The sequence below is a fragment of the Roseibium sp. RKSG952 genome (assembly GCF_009711355.1).
In genome coordinates, this window is sequence record NZ_SMMF01000877.1 from 1 (window position 1) to 24,650 (window position 24,650).

Genomic DNA, 24,650 nt, shown 5'->3' on the forward strand with positions numbered 1-24,650 from the left:
CATATTGCTGGTCTGTGCGGCTGAACGCGCCAATTCAGCCCATTCTCATCTGTTTGGGATGGAGTTGAAGGCTTTCTGGCCAGAATCCCATAAGACTCTGATTGTCAAAGGTCTTTGACCGCATCGCAAAGGTGCAATCCGGCCGATCCGAAAACGCATTAGAATGCGAGGCTATAGGCTACTGCTCTTCCGGCTGCGCTTCCGGTTCCCGCTTTCCGATGTTGCGGCCAAACAGGACGTCCAGCGACCCGGACGGCAACCCGAAGCCTTCCTCGACCGCTTTCAGGACCTGCCGTTCGTCAGCCTCTCCGGAAATCACCTTCTCGACATTCACCTGGGTGCTGCCACTGAATACCTGCTCGACGATCTCGTCGGCCGCCTCCACAAGCTGCTGCGTTGGCGTGGCCCGGAGGATCTCGATCACCTCGCCGCCGCGCTCCTGAAGTGTCTTGTAGGCAGCTTCCGGATCTTCGAGGATCCCGGCAATGTCCGGGTAAATCGCGGGCTTGGCCCAGGCGCCCTTGATGACGACCGGAACGCCCAACCCGATCAGCTCCTTGTCAGCGCCCTTGCGCCGGGGGACCGGAACTTCGCCCTGCAACGTCGGGACGACCAGCGGCTCGACTTTCCAGTCAATGGTTTGTGCCGGCATGTCCGTGCGCCCAGAGCCGGTCATGCGCACAAGCGGCCCTGCCAACACCAGATCACCGGTGGTCGCAACCCCGTTCTGGATCTGGAAGGATGCGCCGAAGGATGTGAAATCGGTCTTCTGGTCCTTGTTTTCCTTCCAGCCCAACAGCGTTTCGAGCGAGAGCTCGCGCACCATTTTCGGAATGTTGAGCCCGAGGACTGCGCCATCGGCAAACTCGAACCGCGCGGTGCCGCCGAGGCCGGACACCAGCTGTTGTTCAGAAGCGCCCGAGGATTCAACGTCAAGGATCATGGCCGCCTGGCCTTCGACCCAATCGACGCCGGCCGCATCCTTGAGTGCCGGAAGCGCCTGGAGACCGTCAAAGGAAAAACGTGCCTGAACGCTCGGCAGTGCCGACGCGCCGTTCAACACAAGCGTACCGCTGCCCTCGCCTTCGTAAAGCGACAGTTTTTCGAGATTGGCTGTCAAAACGCCATTTTCGATCTGTGCGGTAAGCCTGCTTTCGCCGGTCTTGATCTTGTCCCAGCGAATCTCCTTTGCGGTCACGCGCAAGTCTGCATTGACCGCGTGAAGCCCAGAAAAGTCGAAAGCATCCGTGCTCCAGCCCGGTTGTTGTGTCGACTGGGTCCGGTTCCGGCCTTCGTCTTTCCCCTTGGCCCCGGATGCGCTCGTGTCCTTGCCCAGATAGGGATCAAGCACCAGATGCGACAGTTGCAAATTGGCCTGAAGGGCCGGTTTGGCCCCGAAGGTTACACGTCCGTCGGCCTGCCCCGATGTTTCATCGAGCGTGAAACCGGTCTCCTCGAACCCGATGCCATTGGGCTCTGCGGTAAACAGTCCCGCCGCCTTGAAGCGTTGAAGACCGCTTCCCGTTGCGATCGGTTGCCCCATCCAGGCAAGGAGATTGCGCAGGTCTCCGGTTTCGACCGTCATTGCGCCGTCCAAACCGGCCGTTCGCGACCCCTTTCCCTCAAACCCGAAACTTACACGGTTGCTGCGGACACGCGCCGTCACCGGCGTTGAAAGACCGGCCAGAAACGGGCCCGGCGTCGCACTGCCGGTTGCTGTGAAGGTTTCCCCGCGCCAGGCCAAGGAGCCCGATACATCAAGCGGATTGGACAGGCCTGACAGCACCACGTTCAGGTTGATATCTTCCAGACTGTTGGCCGCTTCGTCCTTGACCAACTTGTCGAGATCCAGCCCGCCGATTGTGCCGTCGCGGATGTCCACCGAACCGCGCAGATCCAGATTGCCAACCAGCATGGCCGGTGTCGCGCCGCGTGTGCGCACGGCCAGATCCGCGCCGATTTGCCCGGAAGCCGGATAGGGTTGCCCCGCTAGCGCCAGCAGATCTCCGAACGCGCCGTCCTTCATCACAAACCGCCCGGCATAGCTGGGTTCGCTGCCCGAAAGGTTCGCATCCATCGCGCCCGTCAGGACAAGCGATCCGATTGATGCCGCAAACCCGGTCAATCGCGCCGCCGTTTGGGATCCGTTAACACGCGAAGACAAGGAAAACGCGCCCGGATCGTTTGGCATTTCAATGCCCAGGACTGCTGCGAGCGATTTGACCGAGGGGCCGTCGCCGCCGATCTCGAGATCGAGTTCAAGCGGTTCCAGACCCGCTGAACCCCGCAGGAAGGCCTGCGCCTCTGCCGCACCGAGCGTGAGAGAAACGCCGCTGACCTTGCCTTCGGAAAAGGCGATCGGATCGTCTATGGTGCCGTTGAACTGGACGGGCTGGCCGTTCCACACAAGCGCGCCGTCAACATCAAGCTGTTTCGACAAGTCGGGTGCGGACACGGACACGTCAAAACCGCCCAATTCGAACCGTTCGCCTGTCTGGAGATCGGAATAGATCAGCTTCCCGTTTGAAATCGTCAACCGGTCGATACCGATGCGTTCAAGCATCCGGCTGGCCGTTCCAATCGCCTGTTCGCCAGCCGCCTCCACGCGTGACAGCTCCGATGATGGTGCCGGGTTCCCGGCATTATCCAGCGACCGGCGCGGCTCCCAGCTTGTCAGGCCCGAGGGCCCCGTCTCCAGAAGGATTACCGGATCGGCCAGCGTGATGCCGGTCACCTGAGCCTTGCCGCTCAGGAGCCCGGCCCATCCCAGACCGATTTCGACCTTGCGCGCCTTGGCGAATTCAATGCCGTCCGCCCCCGCTTCTCCCGACAGGCCGACGTTTTCGGCAATCAGGGTCAAACCGGGGATCAGCGCCAGACTGACAGGACCGTCCAGGCGCAGACGCCAGCCGGAAGATTGCTCGATCTGTTCGATCACCTGCGCCCGGATCGTCTCCTTCGGCAGCAGAAAGGGCACAGCGACCACAGCCGCCGCCGCCACAACAAACAGAACCCCGATTCCAATCAACAGCCGCCGCATCAGCATTTCCCATTGCGCGTAGCGTAAAGTCTGACGCAACGCTATCAGGCTTTTGAGACAGGGTCTGCCACTGATGGCCGATTTTGGCAAGAGCGGGGCGATGCTGCCTCAGACCGGAAAGAGATGATTGTCCCAGGCGACACCGGCCGGTCTTGCAAGCACCTCCAACGGCCCGTCGACGCCGGGCAAATAGCTCATTCCCCCGGTGCCGTCCGAGATCAGGAAGGCCTTGCGGTCCAGCGGCGCCACGCCGCACCCGTCCGTTACAGACTGTGCGCCCAGAAAGGCGCCATCGTCCGCCCGCCAGAACAAGACGCGGTTTCCACGCGGTGCAGACGTCGCAATCACATCGCCATCCGAACTGGCCACGACAGAGCCGATATAGTTGTTCAGCGCCGATTTCAGACGGCCTGGAACCTCGAACAGCTTCGGTGCGTCGTCCCGCCCGAGCCGTGTGACAAGCGGCGGTGTCTCCGTGAGCGCCCCTTCATACTGGCCACCAACCCAGATCCGGCCCGCGCCATCCTGTGCCATGTGGCGGAGCGACAATTGGTGCAGCTCGGCGGGAAGCGCATGGGAAGCCTTCAGGTCCCCGGTCTTCCGGTCGATAAAAACCACGGACGGCGTCATGGTGTCGAGATTGAGCTTTTCACGCGGGCGGCCCGGATGGGTCTCAATCCCGCCATTGGCAATGACCAGCGTGCGGCTGTCGCGGTCGAGCAGAATGTCATGCGGACCGATACCGTTCGTGTCGAGTTCCCCCAAACGCCGGACCTCCAGGCCGCTGACATCATAAACCCCGACCACGCCGCGTGCGGCTTCAAAATCGTTTTCCACCGCATACACCAGCCGGCCGTCCGGAGAAAAACAGCCATGACCATAAAAATGCCGGCCCGGTTCAGAGGCAATCAGCTGCGGCGCGCGGTTCTCGAACGGATCAATCAGCAGGGCAAATGTGCCCGGACGGCGGGCAAAGGCCATGATCTTGCGCCGATCAGGCGAAACGGCCAATCCATGCCCCCGGTCCGGCAGCGCAACCTTTGCGAGCTCGAACCCGGCATCGTCCGCCAGCACGATTGCATAAGACCCGTCGGCCTCCCGGCGGGCACTGGCAAAAAGCGGCGCATCAAGAGCATCCGCATCCAGCAGGGAGCCTGCAAATGCCGAGTGGTCAGGCGCAAGAGCCGCCATGGCCGCGATACCGCCCAGCCCCTTCATCAGTGCCCGGCGAGATATTACCGCTGTTTCAGTCGCCATCCAGCGCATTAAAGCCTCCGGACAGCCCGAGAGCGCCTGAAATCTGCCCGGCCAGGGCATTGCGCGCGCCATTGAGCCCGAACAGGGTCGCCTTGAGCTTGTCATAGCTTGCCGGTTCTTCAAGGCTCTTGCGCACAGGAACCGGAACCTCGTCGAGCAGCCGCAACACGTTCTGGAACTCGAAATCCGCGGACCGGACCAGATAGGCATCCCCTTCGGGAAGGGCTTCGGCCAGATCGGCGGCCGTGACCGCCGCGCGCAATCCTCCGACTTCGGCCTTCAAGTAGGCAATACCGTTTTTCGAACGGGAAAACGGTACCCGGTTCGGTTTGGATTTTTCCATGCCGGCCCCGAGCGCGGGAAGAATGTCCTGATCCTTGACCACGACAATACCCGTGACCAGACCGTTGAACAGCGTTTCCAGAGCTTCTTTCGGGGTGTGGATATGCCCGCCCAGAGCTGCATCGGGTGTCAGCAACTCCTTGCTGTAGCCTTGGACGTCTGACCAGCCCTGTTCCGTCTCAAGCGCGATCTGCGCCACATTCTCGCTGATCGCGGCCGCATAGGCGCAGGAGAAGTCTCCGTCTGCGTCCTGTTTCCCCAGACGCACGGTCCCGTCCCTGTCAAAAGCAATCAGCTCCAGTGCCGTCAGCCCCTGAACGGCGACGCTCTTGTTCGCAAGGCTCGCCGCGCCGGTAACGGTTGGGTCCTGCTTTGCGTAGATTTTCCGGATCTGCCGTTCTGCTATCGCGCGCGGGTCCGGCATGAAGGCCAGCCGGGACAAACGGTCTTCCTCTGCAAGCGGCCCGAACCGCAGGAAGGAAACACCTCCAAAGGCCCGGATCACATTGGCATAGCGATCCGCAAATTGCTGCCGGGCCGTTTCAGAAGGGTTTGCACACACCGCCTTGGCCGCCGGTGGCAATTGCCCGGCCACGGCGGCAAACTCTGCGGCCGCTGGCCGGATATAGCCCTCCAGCATGTTTGCCACCACGGCCGTGTACCCGGCATTCCTGCCGGACGATGCCTCAGCCGGACCTGTCAAAACGGCTGTTGCGAGAAACAGGGACACTGCAGTCTTTCGCATGGTCTAAAGTGACTCCAGGAATGTGATCAGGGCCTTGCGGTCATCAGGCTTCATCCCGGCCACACGGTCGCGGGCAGCCTCCGCTTCCCCGCCATGCCACAGCACGGCCTCAAGCAGATTGCCCGCCCGTCCGTCATGCAAAAAGCGGGTATGATTGTTGACCGTCTCCGTCAATCCGATGCCCCAGAGCGGCGGCGTGCGCCATTCACGGCCTGTTGCATCACCCACGGGGCGGCTATCGGCCAGATCCTCGCCCATGTCATGCAGCAGCAGGTCCGAATAGGGCCAGATCAACTGGAATCTGTGCGCCGGGTTGTCCGCCTTGCGGCTGGTGACAAATTTCGGTGCATGGCAAGCCGCACAGCCGCTTTCGTGGAACAGCTGCTTGCCTTTGAGAACCTGCGGATCGTCAAAATCCCGGCGCATCGGCACTGCGAGGTTTTCCGAATAGAACGTCACCAGATCCATCACCGGATCGGGCGCTTCGGTCGGCCCCAGATGGGCCTGTTCGCCATGGGGCATGTCGCGGCAGACCTGTTGCGACGCCGTGCAATCGCCCCAGGGATCGGGCTTGTCGGGCGAACTGATTCCGATGTCTCCGGCAAAGGCACCTGCCGTCTGGGCCCGGATCGTCGGGTTCGATGCCTTCCAGCCAAAACGCCCGATGGTGAGCTCACCCGTTTGCGGGTCGCGAACGCGGCTCACCTTGCCGGAAATGCCGTCGCCATCCTGATCATCCGCATCGGCCAGCGCTTCAATGTCACCCGGGTGGATCGCCTGCAGGAGCCCCATGCCGATCATCGGCGGTGCAACGCGCGGCGAGACCAGGACATCCGGGTGCATTTCTCCGTAACCGAGATCACGAATGGTGTAGACCGGCTTTTTCAGAATGACCGGATCTTCGCCGTTAAGCGGCACTTCAATGTCTTCAAAGGTGATATCGAACCGGCCCTCGCCCGGCAGGCCCGGAACGGCAAAAGCCTGAAACTGGCCGCCGTAGGTCGGCTCCGGAATGCTGAGCTTGGCCTTGGAGGCAAGGTCTGCGCGTTGCTGTTCCGTTTGCGGCGGAATTGACAACCGCAGAAACAGGGAGACAGCCTCTTCACCGGGAAGCGGCGGACGGCCGCGTCCGTCTTTCAAATGGCAGCCCTGGCACGAACGCGCGTTGTAGAGCGGCCCAAGCCCGTCGGAGGCCTGGGTCGAAGACGGGGAAGACGCCCACATCTTCTTGAACAACCCGTTGCCCACCTTGAAGGTCTGTTCCTCTTCAAAGGTGATATTGGCGCTGGAATGGGAAAACGCGTCGCGGTTGATCCGCTTTTTCGAAGTCGCGGCACCACCCGCCATGGGTTCAAAGGCTTCCGGTTTCGCAAAGTCCGAAGGCGCGGTCAGCACCGATTCGATCTTCTTGCGGTCCTTCGGCGTCAGGTCATCGCGGTGAGCATAAGGTTCGCCAGCCTCGGCCGGCTGCAGCATCAGCGCCAGCATCAAGGTGGAGGCACACAGGTTCCATTTTGTCATGGCAGCATGACCAAGTCGTTCGCATCCAGAAATGACCGGGACGCACCCCTCTTTGCGCGCCGGCAGGAGAATGCCAGCGGCAGCAAGCCGCTGGCTTTTTTTGATCTTACTGGAAGACCGCAGTCGGGTTGTCCAGGCTGTCGGAGCCTTCAAACGCGATCTCGTCCAGTTCCAGTGTCTTGACGACCCGTTCGATCGACCTGGTCTGGTCGACCAGAGCGTCCACCGCAGCCTGTACGACGGCGTTGCCCTCGTCATTGCCTTCGCCCAGCATCTGGTCGTAGGATTCACCGGCCTCGGCCCGCGCCTTCATGGTTTCGAAAGCCGCCAGCGTCGCGGCAAGCTTTTCTTCCATTTCCCTGGCAAGGTCCGGGTTCCTGGCTTCGACCATCTGCGCCAGAGACGCGCCTTCGATATCGCCGTAGGTGCCGTAATAGACATTGTTGATGCCGACCACATCGTTGTAATGCGACATGTGGGTATTGTCGGAGAAGCAGTCATGCTCTTCTTCCGGGTCGTGCAGCATCAGGCCAAGCTTCATGCGCTCACCGGCCAGTTCGCCATAGGACAGCGAGCCCATGCCGGTCAGGATTGTGGCCAGCCCACCGGCGTCACCCTTGGCAGCCAGTTCCTGCCGGGCTTCGCCATCCGGTGCCCATGCAGCCGCCATTTCCTCAAGATCGGAAATCAAAAGGCCGGTTGCGGCTTGCAGATACTGGATGCGGCGCTCGCAATTGCCGCCAGTGCAGTTGGCCGGATCAAAATCGGTGGCCGGACGGTTGCCCGCACCTGCATCCGTGCCGTTGAGATCCTGCCCCCAAAGCAGGAATTCGATCGCGTGGTAACCGGTTGCCACATTGGCTTCGACTTCACCGGCTTCCTGCAGCGTATCGGCAAGCAGTTCGGCATTGATCACGGTGGCGTCGATGGTTTCGCCGCCAACCTTCAGGGTCGGATTGGCAATCACGTTCGCCGTGTAGAATGCGTTTTCTTCCGACTCGCCGCCATAAGACGCATCGACATAGTCGATCAGACCTTCATCCAGCGGCCAGGCATTGACCTTGCCTTCCCAGTCATCAACGATGGCATTGCCGAAACGGTAGACTTCGGTCTGCTGATAGGGATTGCGCGCCTCGATCCAGGCGGCACGGGCCGCACCAAGCGTTTCCTCGGTCGGATTGGCCACCAGCGCGTCGACAGCAACCTTCAGCTGTTTGGCTGTCTCGAGGGAGTCTGCGTATTTCGCCTGGGCAATATCACCATAAGTGCTCAGAACGTCTGCAGGTTCTGCAGCAAATGCCGGCAGTGCAAACAGGGCGGTGGCGGTCAACAGACCGAATTTCAATGACTTCATCAGGTCGTTCCTCTCATATGCGGGGCAAGCTGCCTGGCAGCCCTCCCCCTTCCAAGTCTCAGTTCGGCCGCAGCAGCTTCTTGACCGGGCAGTCTTCCAGGCTCAGCGCACCGGCCTGAACCGGAGACAGAGCAAGATCGATTTCGGAAAGAGACTGCGCCAGCGCCCGTGCCGACGCACAAATGTCCTCCTGGCCACTGGCCTCGACCAGCGCACCGGCGATCGCAATCAGCGTTTCCCCGTCCCCTGACTGTGCGGCAGAGACCATCGCCGCAATCAGGCATTCATCCTGGCAGAGCTTCGGACAATCATAGGGAAACAGACAAAACACCCGCCTGGCATGAAGATGCAGATCACGGGCAAAGAAGGACATGTCCGATATCGCACGCCGCGCTTTTGATCGCCCGAGTTCGCGCTCGAACAGGGTCAGGGCCAGCTCCCAGCAGCCATGATCCCCGGTCGCATAGCCAGCGAGACAGCGGCGGACTCCCTCCACGACCAACCGATCCGGCTTGCGCATCATGTTGATTGGCCGTTCTGCGGGTCTCATCCCTTGCTGCTCCTTTTGAATCTGGCTTTTCGGCTAGGAACGCAAAAACATTTTATGAAGATATCAGTCAAGTATTTTCTTGATAAAAATCAATAATTTAGAACGATTCAAAGGTAAATTTCATAGTTATTATTACGTATTCCCAAAAGGGAAGGCAGGCCAAGCCCTTGAAACCTGTATCCAATTGCCAGCATTGCCCGGAAGGCCTTTTGATCTTAGGTTTCTGGGAAACAACGAAAACCAAACGGACGTATAGCCATGTTGACGGCCCTGAAACATTTCATTCGAGAAGTCACGCTGGGAGACAGCGGCAAGCTGACCTTTGCCGAAGACGACAAGCGGCTTGCAGCCGCAGCCCTGCTGTTCCATCTCGTGGATGTGGACGGGATCGTCGAGGAATCGGAAAGCCGCAAGCTGAGGGAAGTCTTGCAGGACCATTTCAAGCTGACCGAGGAGGAAACCACCGAACTGATCAAGGTGGCCAAGCGCAAGGACAGCGAAGCGGTTGATCTTTACGGTTTCACCTCCGTGCTCAAGAAGACCATGGACGAGGAAGAGCGCCTGACCGTTGTGGAAATGATGTGGGAAATCGTCTATGCGGACGGTCATGTCCATGAATTTGAAGACAACACGATCTGGCGCGTTGCCGAGCTGCTTGGCGTATCGACGCGGGACCGCATGAGCCTGCGCCAAAAAGTGGCCCGCAATGCCCAAAAGCCGGAGGACGATGCCTGACCGGTGCGTCCGAAGTATTTATTGCACTGCAATATGGGGTCGATTTCATCGCAGGAATATTTCATATTGCTAGAATGAAATATGGTTTCCATCTCTGCGCCGCGTCCCCGCGCGTTCTGATCGTTCTTCACCAGGAGAACTCAACACCCGGCCGTGTCGGCCTGGAACTCCAAAAGCGCGGCTTCAATCTGGACATTCGCAAACCCCGGTTTGGCGACAGCCTGCCGGAAACACTGGACCAACATGCGGGTGCGGTGATTTTCGGCGGCCCCATGAGCGCCAACGATACGGACGGCTTCATTCACAAGGAAATCGACTGGATCAAGGTGCCGCTGGCCGAACAAAAACCGTTTCTCGGGATTTGCCTCGGCGCACAGATGATGGTCAGGCAGCTGGGCGGAACGGTCGGCCCCGCCCGGGACGGCGAGGTCGAGATCGGATATTACGGGCTCAAGGCAACCGCTGCCGGACGGTCGGTCACGGATTGGCCTGCAAAGGTCTACCAGTGGCACCGGGAAGGCTTCAGCCTGCCAGCTGGCACAGAGCTTCTGGCCAAGGGCACCGGCGCCTACCCCAATCAGGCGATCCGGCACGGCCCGAATGCCTATGGCATCCAGTTCCACCCGGAACTGACACATTCGATGATGGTCCGCTGGACCACCACGGGCGCGGAACGCATGAAGCTACCCGGCGCCCAGCAGCGCCGCGATCATTTTGCAGGCCGGTTTATTTACGACCCGGCGGTCAAATGCTGGCTCGACCGGTTTCTGAACCTGTGGATCGGCACCGCTCAGGCACCGGCCCATCCGGCCCGGCTGAACGCGGCCGAGTGATTTTTGCGTGACCAAGCATCCGGCGCATAGCAGCAGGCTCATTGTTCGCCCCGCTTTTGCTCAAGAAAGCGAGGTCTTGGCTCAAATCGGTCTGTCGGCATGGAAAAGAGGTATCCAACCGCTCGTGCCGGACCACGTGCGGGACCGCATATTGCGGGACAATCCGTTTCGGCCATTTATCCAGTTGTCGGGCCCGAATGTGTTGGTCGCAGAGTTCGAAGGCCAACCTGCCAGTATTGCCGCCTGCGAAGACGGCGACAATGAAATCACCGACCTTTGGGTCGATCCCGCATATGAAGGTTTGGGGATCGGATCGGCTCTGTTGACACGGCTTGAAGAGCAGATCCGAAACCGTGGCTACGATACGGCCTCGATCAGCGTCGCAAGCAAAAACGAGCGCGCCTTGGCCCTTTACCTGCACCGCGGTTTCGCCGTCGCCTGGCAAGAGCCTCGATTTGATCCAATTCTGCAGATCCGTCTGGAAAAAACCGGCCTCTCTAAAAAATTCATTGGTGGCTGATTTTCAGATCATAGCCAAGTCCGCCCCGCCCGGCACCGTGGCCTGAACGGGGCGTTTTTGTTGCCGCTGGCCTTAAGCCTTGAAAACGACCAGCAGATCCTTGGCGTCGATCTGGGCGCCCGGAGTGACCAGAACTTCCGCAATCACCCCGTCCTCCTCCGCGTGCAGGGCCGTTTCCATTTTCATGGCCTCGATCGACACCAGGACGTCGCCCTTGGACACTTGCTGACCGGGCTGGACAGCAACGGTCGAGATCACGCCCGGCATGGGCGCGCCGACATGCGCCGCATTGCCGGTTTCCGCCTTGCGCATGGACGCGGCTGCCGCAGCGCCGTGAATGCGGTCGAGCACCTTGATGTTGCGCGGCTGACCGTTGAGCAGGAAGAAAACCTTCTTTTCGCCCTTCTCGTCGGTCTCGCCGATGGCCTGGCAACGGATGACCAGCGTCTTGCCGGGTTCGAGATCAACAAAGATCTCTTCTTCCTGTTGCAAGCCGTAGAAATAAACCGGCGTCGGCAGAACCGATGTCGGGCCATATTGCTGGAGGGCCTTTTCGAAATCGGTAAAGACCTTCGGATACATCAGATAAGAGGCCAGATCCGTATCGTCGATCTCGCGGCCCGTGGCTTCAGCCGCCCGGGCGCGCTCGGCTTCCAGATCCGCATCTGCCAGAAGCGAACCGGGGCGCACCGTGATCGGTGTTTCGCCCTTAAGCGCCTTTTTCTGGATCTTTTCCGGCCAGCCGCCGGGCGATTGGCCGAGATCGCCATGCAGCATGTTCACCACGCTGTCGGGAAACGCCACATCCTTGCCCGGGTCCTCGACATCGGCAACCGTCAGCCCCTGACTGACCATCATCAGCGCCATGTCGCCGACCACCTTTGACGAGGGCGTGACCTTGACGATATCGCCGAACATCATGTTGACATCCGCATAGGTCTGGGCGACTTCGTGCCAGCGGCTTTCAAGGCCGAGCGAGCGGGCCTGTTCCTTCAGATTGGTGAACTGGCCACCGGGCATTTCGTGCAGGTAGACTTCCGATGCGCCGGAGCGCAGGTCGCTTTCAAACGCCCGGTAATTGGTCCGCACAGCCTCCCAGTAGAACGAAATCTCGCGGATCTTCCTGGCATCCAGCCCGCGTGATACCGGGCTGCCGCGCAGGGCTTCGACAATCGACCCCAGACAAGGCTGGGAGGTCAGGCCGGACACCGCATCCATCGCCGCATCGACCGCATCCACTCCGGCCTCGACCGCCGCCAGAACGGTCGCAGCCGCAATGCCCGAGGTGTCATGGGTGTGGAAATGGATCGGCAGATCTGTCTCGTCTTTCAACGCCTTGACCAGAAGGCGCGCAGCTTCCGGTTTCAGCAGTCCTGCCATGTCCTTGATACCGAGGATATGCGCGCCGGCCGCTTCCAGCTCCTTGGCGAGCCCGACATAGTATTTCAGGTCGTATTTCGGACGGGCGCTGTCCATCAGGTCGCCGGTGTAGCAAAGCGCACCCTCGCAGAGCTTGCCCGTCCACGACTGCATCCATGGAAACGCGCATGTTTTCCACCCAGTTGAGGCAATCGAATACGCGGAACAGGTCGACCCCGTTCTCGGCCGCCTGCTTGACGAAGAACCGGACGGTATTGTCGGGATAGTTGGTGTAACCGACCCCGTTCGAGCCGCGCAGCAGCATCTGCAACAGGATGTTCGGGGCCTTTTGCCGGATCAGGCGCAGCCGCTCCCAGGGGCTTTCGGTCAGGAAGCGCATGGCAACGTCAAATGTCGCCCCGCCCCAGCACTCCAGCGAGAACAGGCTTGGCAGACCGGCGGCATAGGCATCGGCCACTCCGGCGATGTCATGGGTCCGCATCCGGGTCGCCAGAAGCGACTGGTGCCCGTCGCGCATGGTCGTATCGGTGACCAGCGTGCGGCTCTCCGCCTTCATCCACTTGGCAAAGCCTTTCGGGCCGAGTTCCTCCAGCAGCTGGCGGGTGCCGTTCGCCTTGTCATCACCGTAATCCGGCACAACGGCCGGTGCGGCATCCTTTGGCGGGCGCACACGATTGCGTGTCTCGGGATGGCCGTTGACGGTCACATCCGCGATGTAGGTCAGAAGCTTGGTCGCCCGGTCCTGACGTTTGGTCTGCGCAAACAGTGCGGGTGTGTTGTCAATGAAGCGGGTTGTGTAGTTGTAGGCTTGGAAATCCGGATGGCTGATGATGTTTTCCAGAAACACCAGATTGGTGGCCACGCCGCGGATGCGGAACTCGCGCAAGGCGCGGTGCATGCGCCGGCGCGCGTCCTCGACCGTCGGGGCCCAGGCCGTCACCTTTTCCAGCAAGGGATCATAGAAACGGGTGATGATCGCGCCGGAATAGGCCGTTCCGCCATCAAGGCGGATACCGAACCCGGTCGCCCCGCGATAGGCGGTGATCCGGCCGTAATCGGGAATGAAGTTCTGCTCGGGATCCTCGGTGGTGATCCGGCACTGCAATGCATGGCCGTTGAGGCGGATGTCTTCTTGCTGCGGCACACCGCTTTCGGGAGAACCGATCCGGATACCGTCCGCGATCTGGATCTGCGCCTTGACGATGTCGATGCCGGTCACTTCCTCGGTGACGGTATGCTCGACCTGAACGCGGGGATTGACCTCGATGAAATAGATGGAGCCGGTATCGGCATCCATCAGGAACTCCACCGTGCCGGCGCCACGATAGTCGACAGCCCGGCCGATCTTCAGGCCGTATTCGCACAATTCCGCGCGCTTGGCATCATCGAGATAGGGAGCGGGGGCCCGCTCGACCACCTTCTGGTGGCGCCGCTGGATCGAGCAGTCGCGCTCGAACAGATGCACCAGACCACCCTGCCCGTCGCCCAGAATCTGAACCTCGACATGGCGGGCCCGCTGGACCAGCTTTTCCAGATAGATCTCGTCCTTGCCGAAGGCCGCCTTGGCCTCGCGCTTGGCCGCAAGCACTTCCCTTTCGAGGGTTTCTTCATCGGGAATGACGCGCATCCCCCGGCCCCCGCCGCCCCAGGAGGCTTTCAGCATCACCGGATAGCCGATCTCTGCCGCCTGACGCTTGATTTCGGCAATGTCATCGGGCAGCGGATCGGTCGCGGGCATTACCGGAACACCGGCCTCGATGGCCAGATTGCGGGCCGCAACCTTGTTGCCAAGGCGGCGCATGGTTTCCCCGCGCGGGCCGATGAAAGTGATGCCCGCCTGATCACAGGCGTCGACAAATTCAGGGCTTTCGGACAGGAGCCCGTAGCCGGGATGAATGGCATCGGCCCCCGAGGCCCTGGCAACACGAATGATTTCGTCGATCGACAGATAGGCCTCGATCGGGCCCATGCCCTTGCCGATCTGATAGGCTTCATCGGCCTTGAAGCGATGCAGGGCCAGCTTGTCCTGTTCCGCGAACACGGCCACGGTTTCAAGCCCTAGCTCATTTGCTGCCCGGAACACCCGGATCGCGATTTCCGAGCGGTTTGCGACGAGAATCTTACGTATTGCCAAACGAACTCCCCCTTGCGTTTTGCATCTGCGAATGATCGACGGTGCAAAGTTCTACTTAAGACTTAAGGAGAAGAAAAGAGGCAGGACGCGCGAATTCGTTCGTTACAGCTATAACGAAATTTAATTTCGCGAAAAAGAACGATGCGTCAGGCCACTAATCCAAGCCGGAATGCAATAGCAACCGCATGGGTTCTATTTGAAGCACCAAGCTTACGTGTTGCTTCTTTCAAATACCAGTCGGCCGTGTGACGGGAGATGCCAAGCACTTCCGCAATATCCGTACTGGTCTTGCCTGCAGCAGACCATTTCAGACATTCCGTTTCCCGCTTCGTCAACACGTTGCCTGCCTCGGACCGGTCAATCCCGTTTTGCAACAGCACAAGGAAATGCCTGTAGGCATAAAGGCCTGCGACATGCAGTGCTTTCAGGTCACCATCCGAAATGTGGGCGGTATCGCCCCCAAGGGACATGCAGCCCTCCAGGCCGTAGGGGCCGTAGAACGGAACAAAAGCGCCATCGACGGGAAAATACTTGCGGGCTTCCTCGACAATTTTCCGGCCCCGGTCGCTGATGGCAGGATTGTCCAGAGCGTCCCGGTAGAAGAACGGTATCGAAACACGGCCAGCCTTGGCGACAAGCGGATCATCAAGGATGAAAGCCTCGCGCAGGTACTTTTCCGTCCATTCGCGGCTCCAGGAATTTGCCAGAACATAAGGAGCCTTGAGCGATCCAAGTCCGGTAAACGTCGCCAGCACAAAACACTCAAAACCGAATGCCCGGACAAACTCGTCCAGTTCATCCGAAGCCTCACCCATGGTTTGAAAGTTTGAAATCGCGTCTGCGAATTCAAGCGCTTTCGCCAGCCGATCACTCGACATACGTCACACTCGTCCATGCCCCAATTGCCGCCGCCAAAGACGCCCGGACACAACCAGCACACCGGATTAGCCCACCCGGCGGCCGGTCATCATGCCTTGACGCTGCATTGCGGTTGCGTGGGCAAACGCGTCTTTAAACCCGATCAAACACGCAACAGCCACGCGGCGGACGAACCCAGTCCCAATTCGCCGTACAGCAGCGATTCGCACAACCCCTGCTCACGGAATGCAGGTATTGCCTACCTTTTGATGGGGAAAATCAACCCCTGGTTTTTAGGAAAAATCGCAAGCTTGACTCAAGTTTGAGACACTATGATCGGAAAACCGCCCATTTCCGCTCATGCAGCCGGCCGATTCAACATCTCGTAGGGGCACAACCCGCCTTATCCACATTTCGTAGAGAACGAAACCGGAATCTCGCGACGTCATCGATTCGGTCAAGTTTTGTTCTGGCATCGTTCCCATTTTCCCGAAACCGGGCACACGATTGGTCCAACTGCAAAAAGACTAGGGACAAGGCCGCACAGCCTGTGCTAGACACCACCGCAAATTGGCCGCAACGCGGTGAGAAAGAAGAGCCGACGAGCTATCCGGAACTGATGCCCCGTCCCCAAACCCTGCCGCTGCCCAAGGCAGCCCGTTCCCGAACCGTAACGGCTGTTCTAGGCCCGACCAATACGGGCAAGACGCATCTGGCGATCGAGCGCATGCTTGCGCAACCGTCCGGCCTGATCGGCCTGCCCTTGCGGCTTCTGGCACGCGAAGTCTATGGCAGGATCGTGGAGCGTGCGGGCGCCGACAGTGTGGCTCTCGTGACGGGCGAGGAAAAGATCGTCCCGGACAAACCGCGCTTCTGGGTCTCGACCGTCGAAGCCATGCCGCTCGACCTCGACACCGAGTTTGTCGCGATCGACGAAGTGCAGCTCGCCGGAAACCTGGACCGCGGCCATGTCTTTACCGACCGGATCCTCAACCTGCGCGGACGTTCGGAAACCTTGCTTCTGGGCGCGTCGACCGCACGTCCGATCCTGGAAAAGCTGCTTCCGGGCATCAACGTCATCACCCGGCCGCGCATGTCGGTGCTGACCTATGCAGGCTCCAAGAAAGTGTCGCGCCTGCCGCCGCGCTCCGCAATCGTTGCGTTTTCGTCGGAAGAAGTCTACGGCATCGCCGAATTGATCCGGCGCCAGCGTGGCGGGGCGGCCGTCGTGCTCGGATCCCTGAGCCCGCGGACCCGCAATGCGCAGGTCGACCTGTTTCAGAATGGCGATGTCGAGCATCTCGTGGCGACCGATGCCATCGGCATGGGTCTGAACCTTGATGTCGACCACATCGCCTTTGCCGGCAACCGCAAATATGACGGCTACCAGTACCGGCAATTGACGGCCGCCGAGATGGGCCAGATCGCCGGACGTGCCGGACGGCACATGCGGGACGGGACTTTCGGGGTCACCGGACGGGTGGACCCGCTCGATGACGATCTGGTCGATCAGATCGAAAGTCACCGCTTCGACGCCCTCAAAGTGCTGCAATGGCGCAACAGCGCGCTGGATTTTTCCTCTGCCAATTCCTTGCGCCGCACACTGGACATGATCCCGAACGAAGACGGATTGGCCCGCGCCCCGACAGGCGACGACGCCATGGCGCTTGAGAACCTGTTGCGCGATCCGGCGGTTTCCGGTGCGGCAAAGGGGGAAAAGGCGGTCAAACTGCTCTGGGACGTGTGTCAGGTACCGGATTATCGCAAGATAGCACCGGCCAACCACGCGGACCTGTTGAACACCATCTACATGCACCTGATTGAAGACGGCAGGATTGCGGACGACTGGTTCGTGCGTCAATTGGCCTTCGCAGACCGCACGGATGGTGATATCGACACACTGGCAAACCGGATCTCGCACATCCGGACCTGGACATTTGTCGCAAATCGCCCCGACTGGCTGGCAGACCCGGCCCATTGGCAGGGGGTGACGCGGGACATTGAAGACAAACTATCAGATGCGCTCCACGACAGGCTGACTAAACGGTTCGTGGACCGCCGAACAAGTGTATTGATGCGACGTTTGAGAGAGAACGCCATGCTGGAAGCAGAAATTACAGCGAGCGGTGATGTGCTCGTCGAGGGTCAGCACATCGGAAACCTGCTCGGCTTCCGGTTTGCCCCTGACGCACAGGCCGAAGGGACTGACACCAAGGCACTGAGGGCAGCCGCCCAAAAGGCTCTGGCCACCGAAATCGAAAGCCGTGCCGACAAGTTGTCCCGGTCGGAAAACAGCGACTTCATCCTGACCTCGGAAGCCTCGATCCGATGGCGCGGGGAAGCTGTTGCCAAGCTGGTTGCTGGCGACGACGTGCTCAGCCCGTCGGTCATCCTGCTCGCGGACGAGCAGCTGACAGGCCCCGCGCGCGACAAGGTTCAGGACCGGGTCGACCTGTGGGTCAAGGCCCATCTGGAAACCCTGCTCAAGCCCCTGTTTGACCTGAAAACAGCCGAAGGGCTTGAAGGCCTCGCACGGGGCGTTGCCTTCCAGATCGTCGAAGGCCTCGGCAATCTGGAACGTCAGGCGATTTCCGATGACATCCGCCAGCTCGATCAGGACATGCGCGCGTCCTTGCGCAAGCTCGGAGTCCGCTTCGGTGCATACACGATTTTCGTTCCGGCTCTTCTGAAGCCGGCCCCCAGCCAGTTGATTTCCCAACTCTGGGCACTGAAAAACGGCAATCTGGACATTCCGGGCCTGGCCGAGCTGCCTCAGCTCTCCGCTTCCGGCCGGACCTCCATCCCGGTCAACCCCGAGATCTTGCCGGCACTCTACAAGACCGTCGGTTTCCGGGTCTGCGGCCCACGTGCCGTCCGCGTCGACATTCTAGAGCGTCTTGCCGACCTGATCCGCCCGCTCATCGCATGGAAACCGCTTGATGCCGATGTTGCGCCACCGGAAGGCGCGACTGCAAAGGGCGGCGGTTTTACCGTCACCGTGGCGATGACATCGCTTCTGGGCTGCGCGGGCGAGGACTTTTCCGCTGTCCTGAAGTCTCTCGGCTACCGTGTCGAAACCCAGGAAATTCAACGCCCGGTCCGTCCGGCCGCTGAAGCTGCTGCGGAACCGGCGCTGACAGCCGCCGTAGGGGATGACACCGCACAGGACGGCGCATCAACCGGCGCGCCGGAAGCAGGTGAGTCTTTGGGCAGCACTGCAGACGTTGAAACGCCGTCAGGTGAAACAGCTGAACCGGTTGTTTCGGAAGACGTGGCAGCCGAAACGGCAGCCGCCACTCCGGAAGCTGCGGAGCCTGCTGCCGAAGCAGTCGAAAACGACGCTGCATCCGCCCCGGCCGAACCGGCAGACGCCGGCGAGATGGAAACTGTTACCATCGAGATCTGGCGTCCGGGCCGCCCGGATCGCAGACCGCGGGGCCAGGACGGACGCCGTGGAGATCACCGGAAAACCGGCGGACATAACAACCGTGGCGACAAGCGCGGCGCACCAGCTGGCAACAAGCCCGGCAAGGGCGGGTTCGGCAAGCCACGGGGCGACCGCAAGCCTTCCGACGCCAATCGCGGCCGTGCCAAACCGGCTCCACGCGACAAGCCGATCGACCCGGATTCACCATTTGCAGCATTGCTGGCCTTGAAGGCGGACATGGACAACAAGGGCAAGAAGTAATTTCGACGGGACAGACCCCAGTTCAGCCGACCCTGCGGATCGACAAATGGCTGTGGTACGCAAGGGTCACCAAAAGCCGGTCGCTGGCCCAAAAGCTGGCGGTCGGTGGTCAGGTGCGGCTGAACAAGGACAAGATCTCCTCGGCAAGCAAGTCCGTACGGGTTGGTGATGTCCTGACCATCACGCTTGAACGCCGTATTCTTGTCCTGAAGATCAAGGCCCTGGGCAGCCGGCGCGGCCCTTTCAGCGAGGCACAGTTGCTCTATGAGGATCTGTCTCCGCCCGCCCCGCCAAAAGAAACACCGGCTCTGCAACCTGCGCGCAGGGAGCCCGGCAGCGGGCGCCCGACCAAGAAGGACCGCCGGCAGATCGATGCGTTCAGGGACCCGGACTGAAACCCGAATCCGCCGACGCAGCCAATCGGAGCACACTGTTTTCCTGATGTGGCAAATTGGGCAGCCCGGCAATCTTGCGCAGGCCTTGCAAAAAAGCTACCCAACAGCACAAGACAGGGAATATTGCGGCCTCGGTCGACTTGCATCTTGAACATATGCTGCAAGCACTGTTGGCGGGCATGGAGAGAGGATTGAGATGACCTACGTCGTCACGGATAACTGCATCAAATGCAAGTACACCGACTGCGTTGAAGTATGCCCCGTAGACTGCTTCTACGAGGGTGAGAACATGCTTGTCATCAATCCGGATGAGTGCATTGATTGCGGCGTTTGTGAGCCCGAGTGCCCGGCCGAGGCAATCCTGCCCGATACAGAACCCGGACTTGAAAAATGGATCGAGCTCAACGCCGAATATTCCGAAAAGTGGCCGAATATTACGGAAAAGAAGGACGCCCTTCCCGAGGCCGAGGAGTTTGACGGCAAAGAGAACAAGCTTGAGCAGTATTTCTCTGAAAAGCCCGGGGGCTGAGCCGCCTCTGGCGGCTGCGATCACAGCACCATAAAAATTTCCGAATGCTTCCAACTCACTGGCAATGCTGCCCTGCAAATATTGCATGGCAGCAACGTCGGTGCTGGCTTGTTCAGCACACTTTAATTTTCCACAAGGATGTGCTATGTTCTGCGGATAGTCGTTTAACCACGCAGAAACTCCCCCTGATTGGAGGCTTCATGCAGCGCAATTCAAGGCCAATTGCCGGATTGCGAACAGGATCACACGTTTCGTATGACTGACAACGCTTCTAAAGTGGAAAACAGCGACTGACCAGCCAGACACGCGACATATCAACAAGCGTTCCTATCACGGGGCCGCAAAGCAAAAATGCGTGTTGCACGAGTACAAAAAGCCGCCAGGCGGCCAATTAGCGGTCGGATGCGACCGTGTTACTGCGCAGGAGAAGAGACGAGTATGGCAACTAACACCAAGAAGACCGCGCAGCGCCAAGGATTCAAGACGGGCGAATACATCGTCTATCCAGCACACGGCGTTGGCCAGATTACGGCCATCGAAGAACAGAAAGTTGCGGGCCATTCGCTCGAACTTCTGGTGATTGTATTTGAAAAAGACAAAATGACCTTGCGCGTACCTGTCGCCAAGATCGCTTCTGTTGGCATGCGCAAGCTTGGCGATCCGGCAGCAGTCAAGAAGGCCCTGGAAACCGTTCGTGGCCGTCCGCGCGTCAAGCGGACCATGTGGAGCCGCCGTGCCCAGGAGTATGAAGCAAAGATCAACTCCGGTGATCTGATTGCCATTTCCGAAGTGGTTCGCGACCTGTACCGGTCTGATACCCAGCCGGAGCAGTCCTATTCCGAACGCCAGCTTTACGAAGCTGCCCTGGACCGTATGGCACGGGAAATCGCTGCCGTGAACAGGTGCACGGAAACCGAAGCCGTCAAGCAGATCGAGCAAAACCTGGCCAAAGCACCCAGCCGGATAAAAGCTGCTGAAGCTGCGGCCGAAGATGCCGCTGAAGACGATCAGGAAGAAGCGGCCTAATCGTCTCCTCCGATAGCGCCAGCTTAAGCACAGACACTGACCAAGCCCGGCCATGCCGGGCTTTTTCTTTTTCGACCGGGCTTTACCTCACAAACTGTTCACGAAAAGGTGCATCAAACGTCTTCACCCGGACATTTTGAGATGATCTAGTCCCTCGGCAACAGCGTAATCTGCTCGAAACAACGTGGAGCAGGAAGGCAATGACTAACGCATTGGGCGAACGCCGTCAGATGGTCCGTGCCGCGATGAAAGCGCCTTATCTGACGCGGGAAGAAGAACACAAGCTTGCGGTGCGCTGGCGTGACAACCGGGACGAAAAAGCGCTCGAAATGCTGTCGCTGTCCCACATGCGGCTGGTGATTGCGGTCGCGTCCCGCTTTCGTAATTTCGGCCTGCCACTCGGCGACCTGATTCAGGAAGGCCATGTCGGGCTGCTTGAGGCCGCCGCCCGGTTTGAGCCCGAACGGGAAGTCAGGTTCTCCACCTATGCCACATGGTGGATCCGGGCATCAATCCAGGACTACATCCTTCGTAACTGGTCGATCGTCCGCGGCGGCACATCCTCGTCGCAAAAAGCCCTGTTTTTCAATCTGCGCCGCCTCAGGGCCAAGCTTGCCGGCACGCAGCAGACGATTTCCGATTCCGAACTTCACCAGCGCATTGCCGATGCCATTGGTGTGAAACCCAAAGACGTGGCATTGATGAATTCGCGCCTGTCCGGGCCGGACACATCCTTGAATGCCCCCGTTTCGGATACAGACGGCAGCAGCGCAGACCGTCAGGATTTTCTGGTATCGGATGACCCCCTTCCGGACGAGATCGTTACGCAGAATATCGATGCTGAACGCCGCCACGCATGGCTCACGTCAGCGCTAAAGGTTCTGACGGACCGCGAGCTTCGGATTGTCAAGGAACGGCGTCTGACAGATGATGGTGCAACACTCGAGTCCCTCGGTACGAAACTCGGCATTTCCAAGGAACGTGTGCGCCAGATCGAAAGCCGCGCCATGGAGAAGCTGAAAACCGCGCTCCTGGAAAGCCAGCCGGATCGGGGCGCCTACGCCATGTAGCCACCGCCCCACATTTCCCAGCCACTTGGCCGCCGGGCTTGACCCGGGCGGCCGTTTTTTTGGGGGGCCACGGCCGTTGAAGCCTTTCCGTCAATCCACCACCAGTTTGACCGCCGTGCCGGGCGGGATCGGCTTGTTCGGATCGAGACCGTTCAGGATCGAAAAGAACTGCAACCTCCGGGACGGCTCAACGCCGCTCATGCCGACGGCCAGCTTTTGCGGCGTGTCGCCCCGTTCGGTGAGCACCACCTTGATCCGAAGCGACCGGAGCCGCGCCCGTTCCGTAGGCGTCAATTGCCGGAAACTGTCGATGGTCTGGCGGAACTGCGCCTCGAAAGCATCATTGGGTGCCCGGCTTGCGAAAATGAACCGGTAGCCGGTGCGCCCGATCCGGATCACCGCAATCCGGAACGACCAGCCTTGCGTGATCGCAGCCCCGACCACCGCCGGCATGCCGTTGATCGTCGTGGTGCGGACACTTTGCGGCAACAGACCGTTGATCCAGCCGGCATTCATGTAATCGGTCAGGCTGTCATACCGGCTGAGATCCGCCCCGTCGAAGCGCATGGCAGTGCCGTCGCCGCTGCTCGCCAGAACCGCTTCCGGCGTATTCTCCAGAATATAGCCATTGGGAACCGTAAACCCGATCCCGAGCGCCTTGTGCAGGAACGACCGCCCCCGGACGAAGCCTTCCAGCGGATCGTCCCCGAACAGCATGCCGTTGATCCGGCTCAGGTAGCGCTCGCGGTCCCGCTCCCCGATCCCCGGGGCTCCGAACCTGCGGGCCGACTTGACAGCCAGGGTCAGACGTTCCGGTGTCGAGGGATGGGAGGACAGGAAGTCGGGAGCCGCAGAAGCCTTGTCCTGCGCGGTCTGGAATTCGGAATAAGCCGCCATGGATTTCAGGAACCGGCCAGCGGCGTAAGGATCATAACCTGCCTTGGCAAGGGTGCGCACCCCGACAGCATCGGCTTGAAGCTCCTGAACCTGGGAGAACCGTGCAAAGGACATTTTCGACGAAATAATCGCCTCCCGGGCCTTCTCGCTGTCTTGCACGACATTGGTGATGATCCGGTCGGCCAGCTCCCGCGCTTCGGCGCGCTGCTGGCGCTCGATCGCATGGTTGGCGGTCACATGCGCCATTTCATGGGCAATCACGGCCGCCAGTTCGGACGTGTCATTGGCAAGCGCAAGCAATCCGCGCGTCACATAGAGATACCCCCCCGGCAAGGCAAAGGCGTTGATTGCCGGCGAGTTGAGGATGGTGATCCGGTAGCTCTGGGCCGGATCATCGGAGGCCGCAACCAGACGGCCGACAACGCTGGCCACCGCCTTTTCCGCATTCGGATCCTTGTAGACCCCGCCATAGGTGGCAACGACACGGGGGTGTTCGCGCGCACCGATGTCGGAGGCAAGACTTGGCCGCAGGGTTCCGGGCGCAATCGTGCCGACACTGGCTCCGCCGCCTGTCAGCTGGCATCCGGACAGGCTGGTGACCAGAACGAGGACAAAGGCCCGGCGCAACTGCGCCAGCCCCATGACAGCCCCCGCCTTCCAGTGTTTCATGCCCATATGCCTTGCCCGGCGCGTCACAATGGTCTCTCTTGCGTCTGGTACACACGCAGCTGCGCCGGGTGCGTCAATTCGATATGAGGCCCATCGCGCATTTCGACGATCCCCCGGACTTCGATCAGCTGTCCGCCAAGCGCCTCCAGCGACACGCCGGAGCGCTGCAGATGGCTCTCGACAAGCGGATCGAGGGACACCTGCCATGATACCGTGAAATCGGTCTTCCAGTGCCTGCCAAAGTTCAGATACCGGGTGCTGCGCGTTTTTCCAAGGGAAACCAACCTCCCGAAAGCCAAAATATAGCTGCCTTCTGCCGCGGCCATGCTGTCCGGCCGGTTTGCCCCGTAAAGCGGCACCGGATCTTGCCACAACCCTTTGGCACTGCGTCTGGCTGTCCATTCCGCCGCCCGCAAGGCTTCCAGGCAATCATCAGAGCCGGTGTCAGGCTGAAGCAGGGCATCGCCCTCACGCAACAACGCGGCCTGCAGCAGACCGGCTCCGTCCGGTCCTGCGAAAATCCAAGCCGGACGCATTCCCCAGCGGTCGGGCGGCCCGGAGGGTGCTGCATGGAACGGTTGCATGCTTTCAAGACCTGATTGCCGGTCACCGGGCAGATGAATATCCGTCACCACATACCCCTGCCCCTCCCGATCGAAAAACCGGCCAAGCGCATCCGGCCCTTTAACGGCAATCAGTGGCGCGTCCGCACCCCGCTCAAGACAAGAGCCGGGGTCCGGTTCGGCACCGGCAGGCACCAGCCCTGCTGGCATGACACCAGCAAAAACCGCAAGGACTGCCATTTGCCGCAGGGCGGGACCATGTCGCAAGACGCAAGAGCTCATGTTCGGTACGGAACGGTAAATGAATCATTCATCTCCCGGTTAGAAACAAAATGCGGCCACCGGAAGACCATCATGGGCCTTCGGACTGCAGTCTCACAAGTCTGTATTTCCCAAGGCGCTGATGTCACTGTTGGAAAGCGGCACATCCGGCCGGTGGTCTCTCGCCAGCCTCACAAAAACATGTTATCAGCAACCTGTCTGGCCCCGTAGCTCAGCAGGATAGAGCATCAGATTAGGAATCTGAGGGTCGCGCGTTCGAATC

17 protein-coding genes and 1 pseudogene are annotated in these 24,650 nt (G+C 60.2%); 8 read left to right on the forward strand and 10 right to left on the reverse strand.

Annotated features, from left to right (window positions below; all coding sequences use genetic code 11):
• Window positions 1-178 precede the first annotated feature (178 nt).
• The 6 genes from E1297_RS12950 to E1297_RS12975 all read right to left on the reverse strand — a co-directional run bounded on the left by E1297_RS12950 (window position 179) and on the right by E1297_RS12975 (window position 8,809).
• The gene (locus E1297_RS12950; protein ID WP_155138735.1) at window positions 179-3,040 is read right to left on the reverse strand and encodes an AsmA family protein; all 2,862 of its coding nucleotides are present in this window, start codon (window positions 3,038-3,040) and stop codon (window positions 179-181) included.
• 108 nt (window positions 3,041-3,148) lie between these two features.
• On the reverse strand, window positions 3,149-4,306 hold the full coding sequence (locus tag E1297_RS12955) for a DUF1513 domain-containing protein (protein ID WP_209015777.1): 1,158 nt from the start codon (window positions 4,304-4,306) through the stop codon (window positions 3,149-3,151).
• Window positions 4,287-5,384: an imelysin family protein gene (locus E1297_RS12960; RefSeq protein ID WP_155138737.1), complete on the reverse strand. Its 1,098-nt coding sequence runs from the start codon at window positions 5,382-5,384 to the stop codon at window positions 4,287-4,289. The genes E1297_RS12955 and E1297_RS12960 overlap by 20 nt, the downstream gene beginning before the upstream one ends.
• A gap of 3 nt (window positions 5,385-5,387) precedes the next feature.
• Entirely contained in the window at window positions 5,388-6,872 is a 1,485-nt protein-coding gene (locus tag E1297_RS12965) for a di-heme oxidoredictase family protein (protein ID WP_244327745.1), read from the reverse strand.
• A 139-nt stretch (window positions 6,873-7,011) separates the two neighbouring features.
• Window positions 7,012-8,259: an imelysin family protein gene (locus E1297_RS12970; RefSeq protein WP_155138741.1), complete on the reverse strand. Its 1,248-nt coding sequence runs from the start codon at window positions 8,257-8,259 to the stop codon at window positions 7,012-7,014.
• Window positions 8,260-8,317: 58 nt separating this feature from the next.
• Window positions 8,318-8,809, reverse strand: a complete 492-nt coding sequence (locus E1297_RS12975) for a hypothetical protein (RefSeq protein ID WP_155138743.1) — start codon at window positions 8,807-8,809, stop codon at window positions 8,318-8,320.
• Between the two features lie 258 nt (window positions 8,810-9,067).
• Here E1297_RS12975 and E1297_RS12980 point away from each other — a divergent pair, with 258 nt between their 5' ends.
• The 3 genes from E1297_RS12980 (at window position 9,068) to E1297_RS12990 (ending at window position 10,897) form a co-directional block, all read left to right on the forward strand.
• Window positions 9,068-9,544 (forward strand): TerB family tellurite resistance protein, encoded by a 477-nt coding sequence (locus E1297_RS12980; protein WP_155138744.1) that lies wholly within the window; start codon window positions 9,068-9,070, stop codon window positions 9,542-9,544.
• Window positions 9,545-9,618: 74 nt separating this feature from the next.
• On the forward strand, window positions 9,619-10,377 hold the full coding sequence (locus E1297_RS12985; RefSeq protein WP_155138745.1) for a glutamine amidotransferase: 759 nt from the start codon (window positions 9,619-9,621) through the stop codon (window positions 10,375-10,377).
• 76 nt (window positions 10,378-10,453) lie between these two features.
• The gene (locus tag E1297_RS12990; protein WP_155138747.1) at window positions 10,454-10,897 is read left to right on the forward strand and encodes an N-acetyltransferase; all 444 of its coding nucleotides are present in this window, start codon (window positions 10,454-10,456) and stop codon (window positions 10,895-10,897) included.
• Between the two features lie 72 nt (window positions 10,898-10,969).
• On the opposite strand, the pseudogene pyc reads toward E1297_RS12990, so the two are convergent.
• Both pyc and E1297_RS13000 read right to left on the reverse strand, forming a co-directional pair.
• Window positions 10,970-14,411 (reverse strand): annotated as a pseudogene (gene pyc / locus E1297_RS12995) (pyruvate carboxylase).
• 146 nt (window positions 14,412-14,557) lie between these two features.
• A complete protein-coding gene (locus E1297_RS13000; RefSeq protein WP_155138749.1) occupies window positions 14,558-15,289 on the reverse strand; it encodes a LuxR family transcriptional regulator in 732 nt (243 codons plus the stop codon).
• 599 nt (window positions 15,290-15,888) lie between these two features.
• Here E1297_RS13000 and E1297_RS13005 point away from each other — a divergent pair.
• The 5 genes from E1297_RS13005 to E1297_RS13025 all read left to right on the forward strand — a co-directional run bounded on the left by E1297_RS13005 (window position 15,889) and on the right by E1297_RS13025 (window position 21,977).
• Window positions 15,889-18,957 (forward strand): helicase-related protein, encoded by a 3,069-nt coding sequence (locus tag E1297_RS13005; protein WP_155138763.1) that lies wholly within the window; start codon window positions 15,889-15,891, stop codon window positions 18,955-18,957.
• Window positions 18,957-19,352 (forward strand): RNA-binding S4 domain-containing protein, encoded by a 396-nt coding sequence (locus E1297_RS13010; RefSeq protein ID WP_368669553.1) that lies wholly within the window; start codon window positions 18,957-18,959, stop codon window positions 19,350-19,352. The genes E1297_RS13005 and E1297_RS13010 overlap by 1 nt, the downstream gene beginning before the upstream one ends.
• A 196-nt stretch (window positions 19,353-19,548) precedes the next feature.
• A complete protein-coding gene (fdxA, locus tag E1297_RS13015; RefSeq protein WP_155138753.1) occupies window positions 19,549-19,881 on the forward strand; it encodes a ferredoxin FdxA in 333 nt (110 codons plus the stop codon).
• Window positions 19,882-20,319: 438 nt separating this feature from the next.
• A complete protein-coding gene (locus E1297_RS13020; RefSeq protein WP_155138755.1) occupies window positions 20,320-20,907 on the forward strand; it encodes a CarD family transcriptional regulator in 588 nt (195 codons plus the stop codon).
• A gap of 200 nt (window positions 20,908-21,107) precedes the next feature.
• Complete coding sequence (locus E1297_RS13025; RefSeq protein ID WP_155138757.1) at window positions 21,108-21,977, forward strand: RNA polymerase factor sigma-32; 870 nt, start codon at window positions 21,108-21,110, stop codon at window positions 21,975-21,977.
• Window positions 21,978-22,067: 90 nt separating this feature from the next.
• Here the strand turns inward: E1297_RS13025 and E1297_RS13030 are convergent, their stop codons facing one another.
• Window positions 22,068-23,543, reverse strand: coding sequence for a M48 family metalloprotease (locus E1297_RS13030; RefSeq protein WP_244327744.1), 1,476 nt, complete (start codon window positions 23,541-23,543; stop codon window positions 22,068-22,070).
• Window positions 23,544-23,566: 23 nt separating this feature from the next.
• The gene (locus E1297_RS13035) at window positions 23,567-24,373 is read right to left on the reverse strand and encodes a hypothetical protein (protein WP_155138759.1); all 807 of its coding nucleotides are present in this window, start codon (window positions 24,371-24,373) and stop codon (window positions 23,567-23,569) included.
• Window positions 24,374-24,650: the final 277 nt, after the last annotated feature.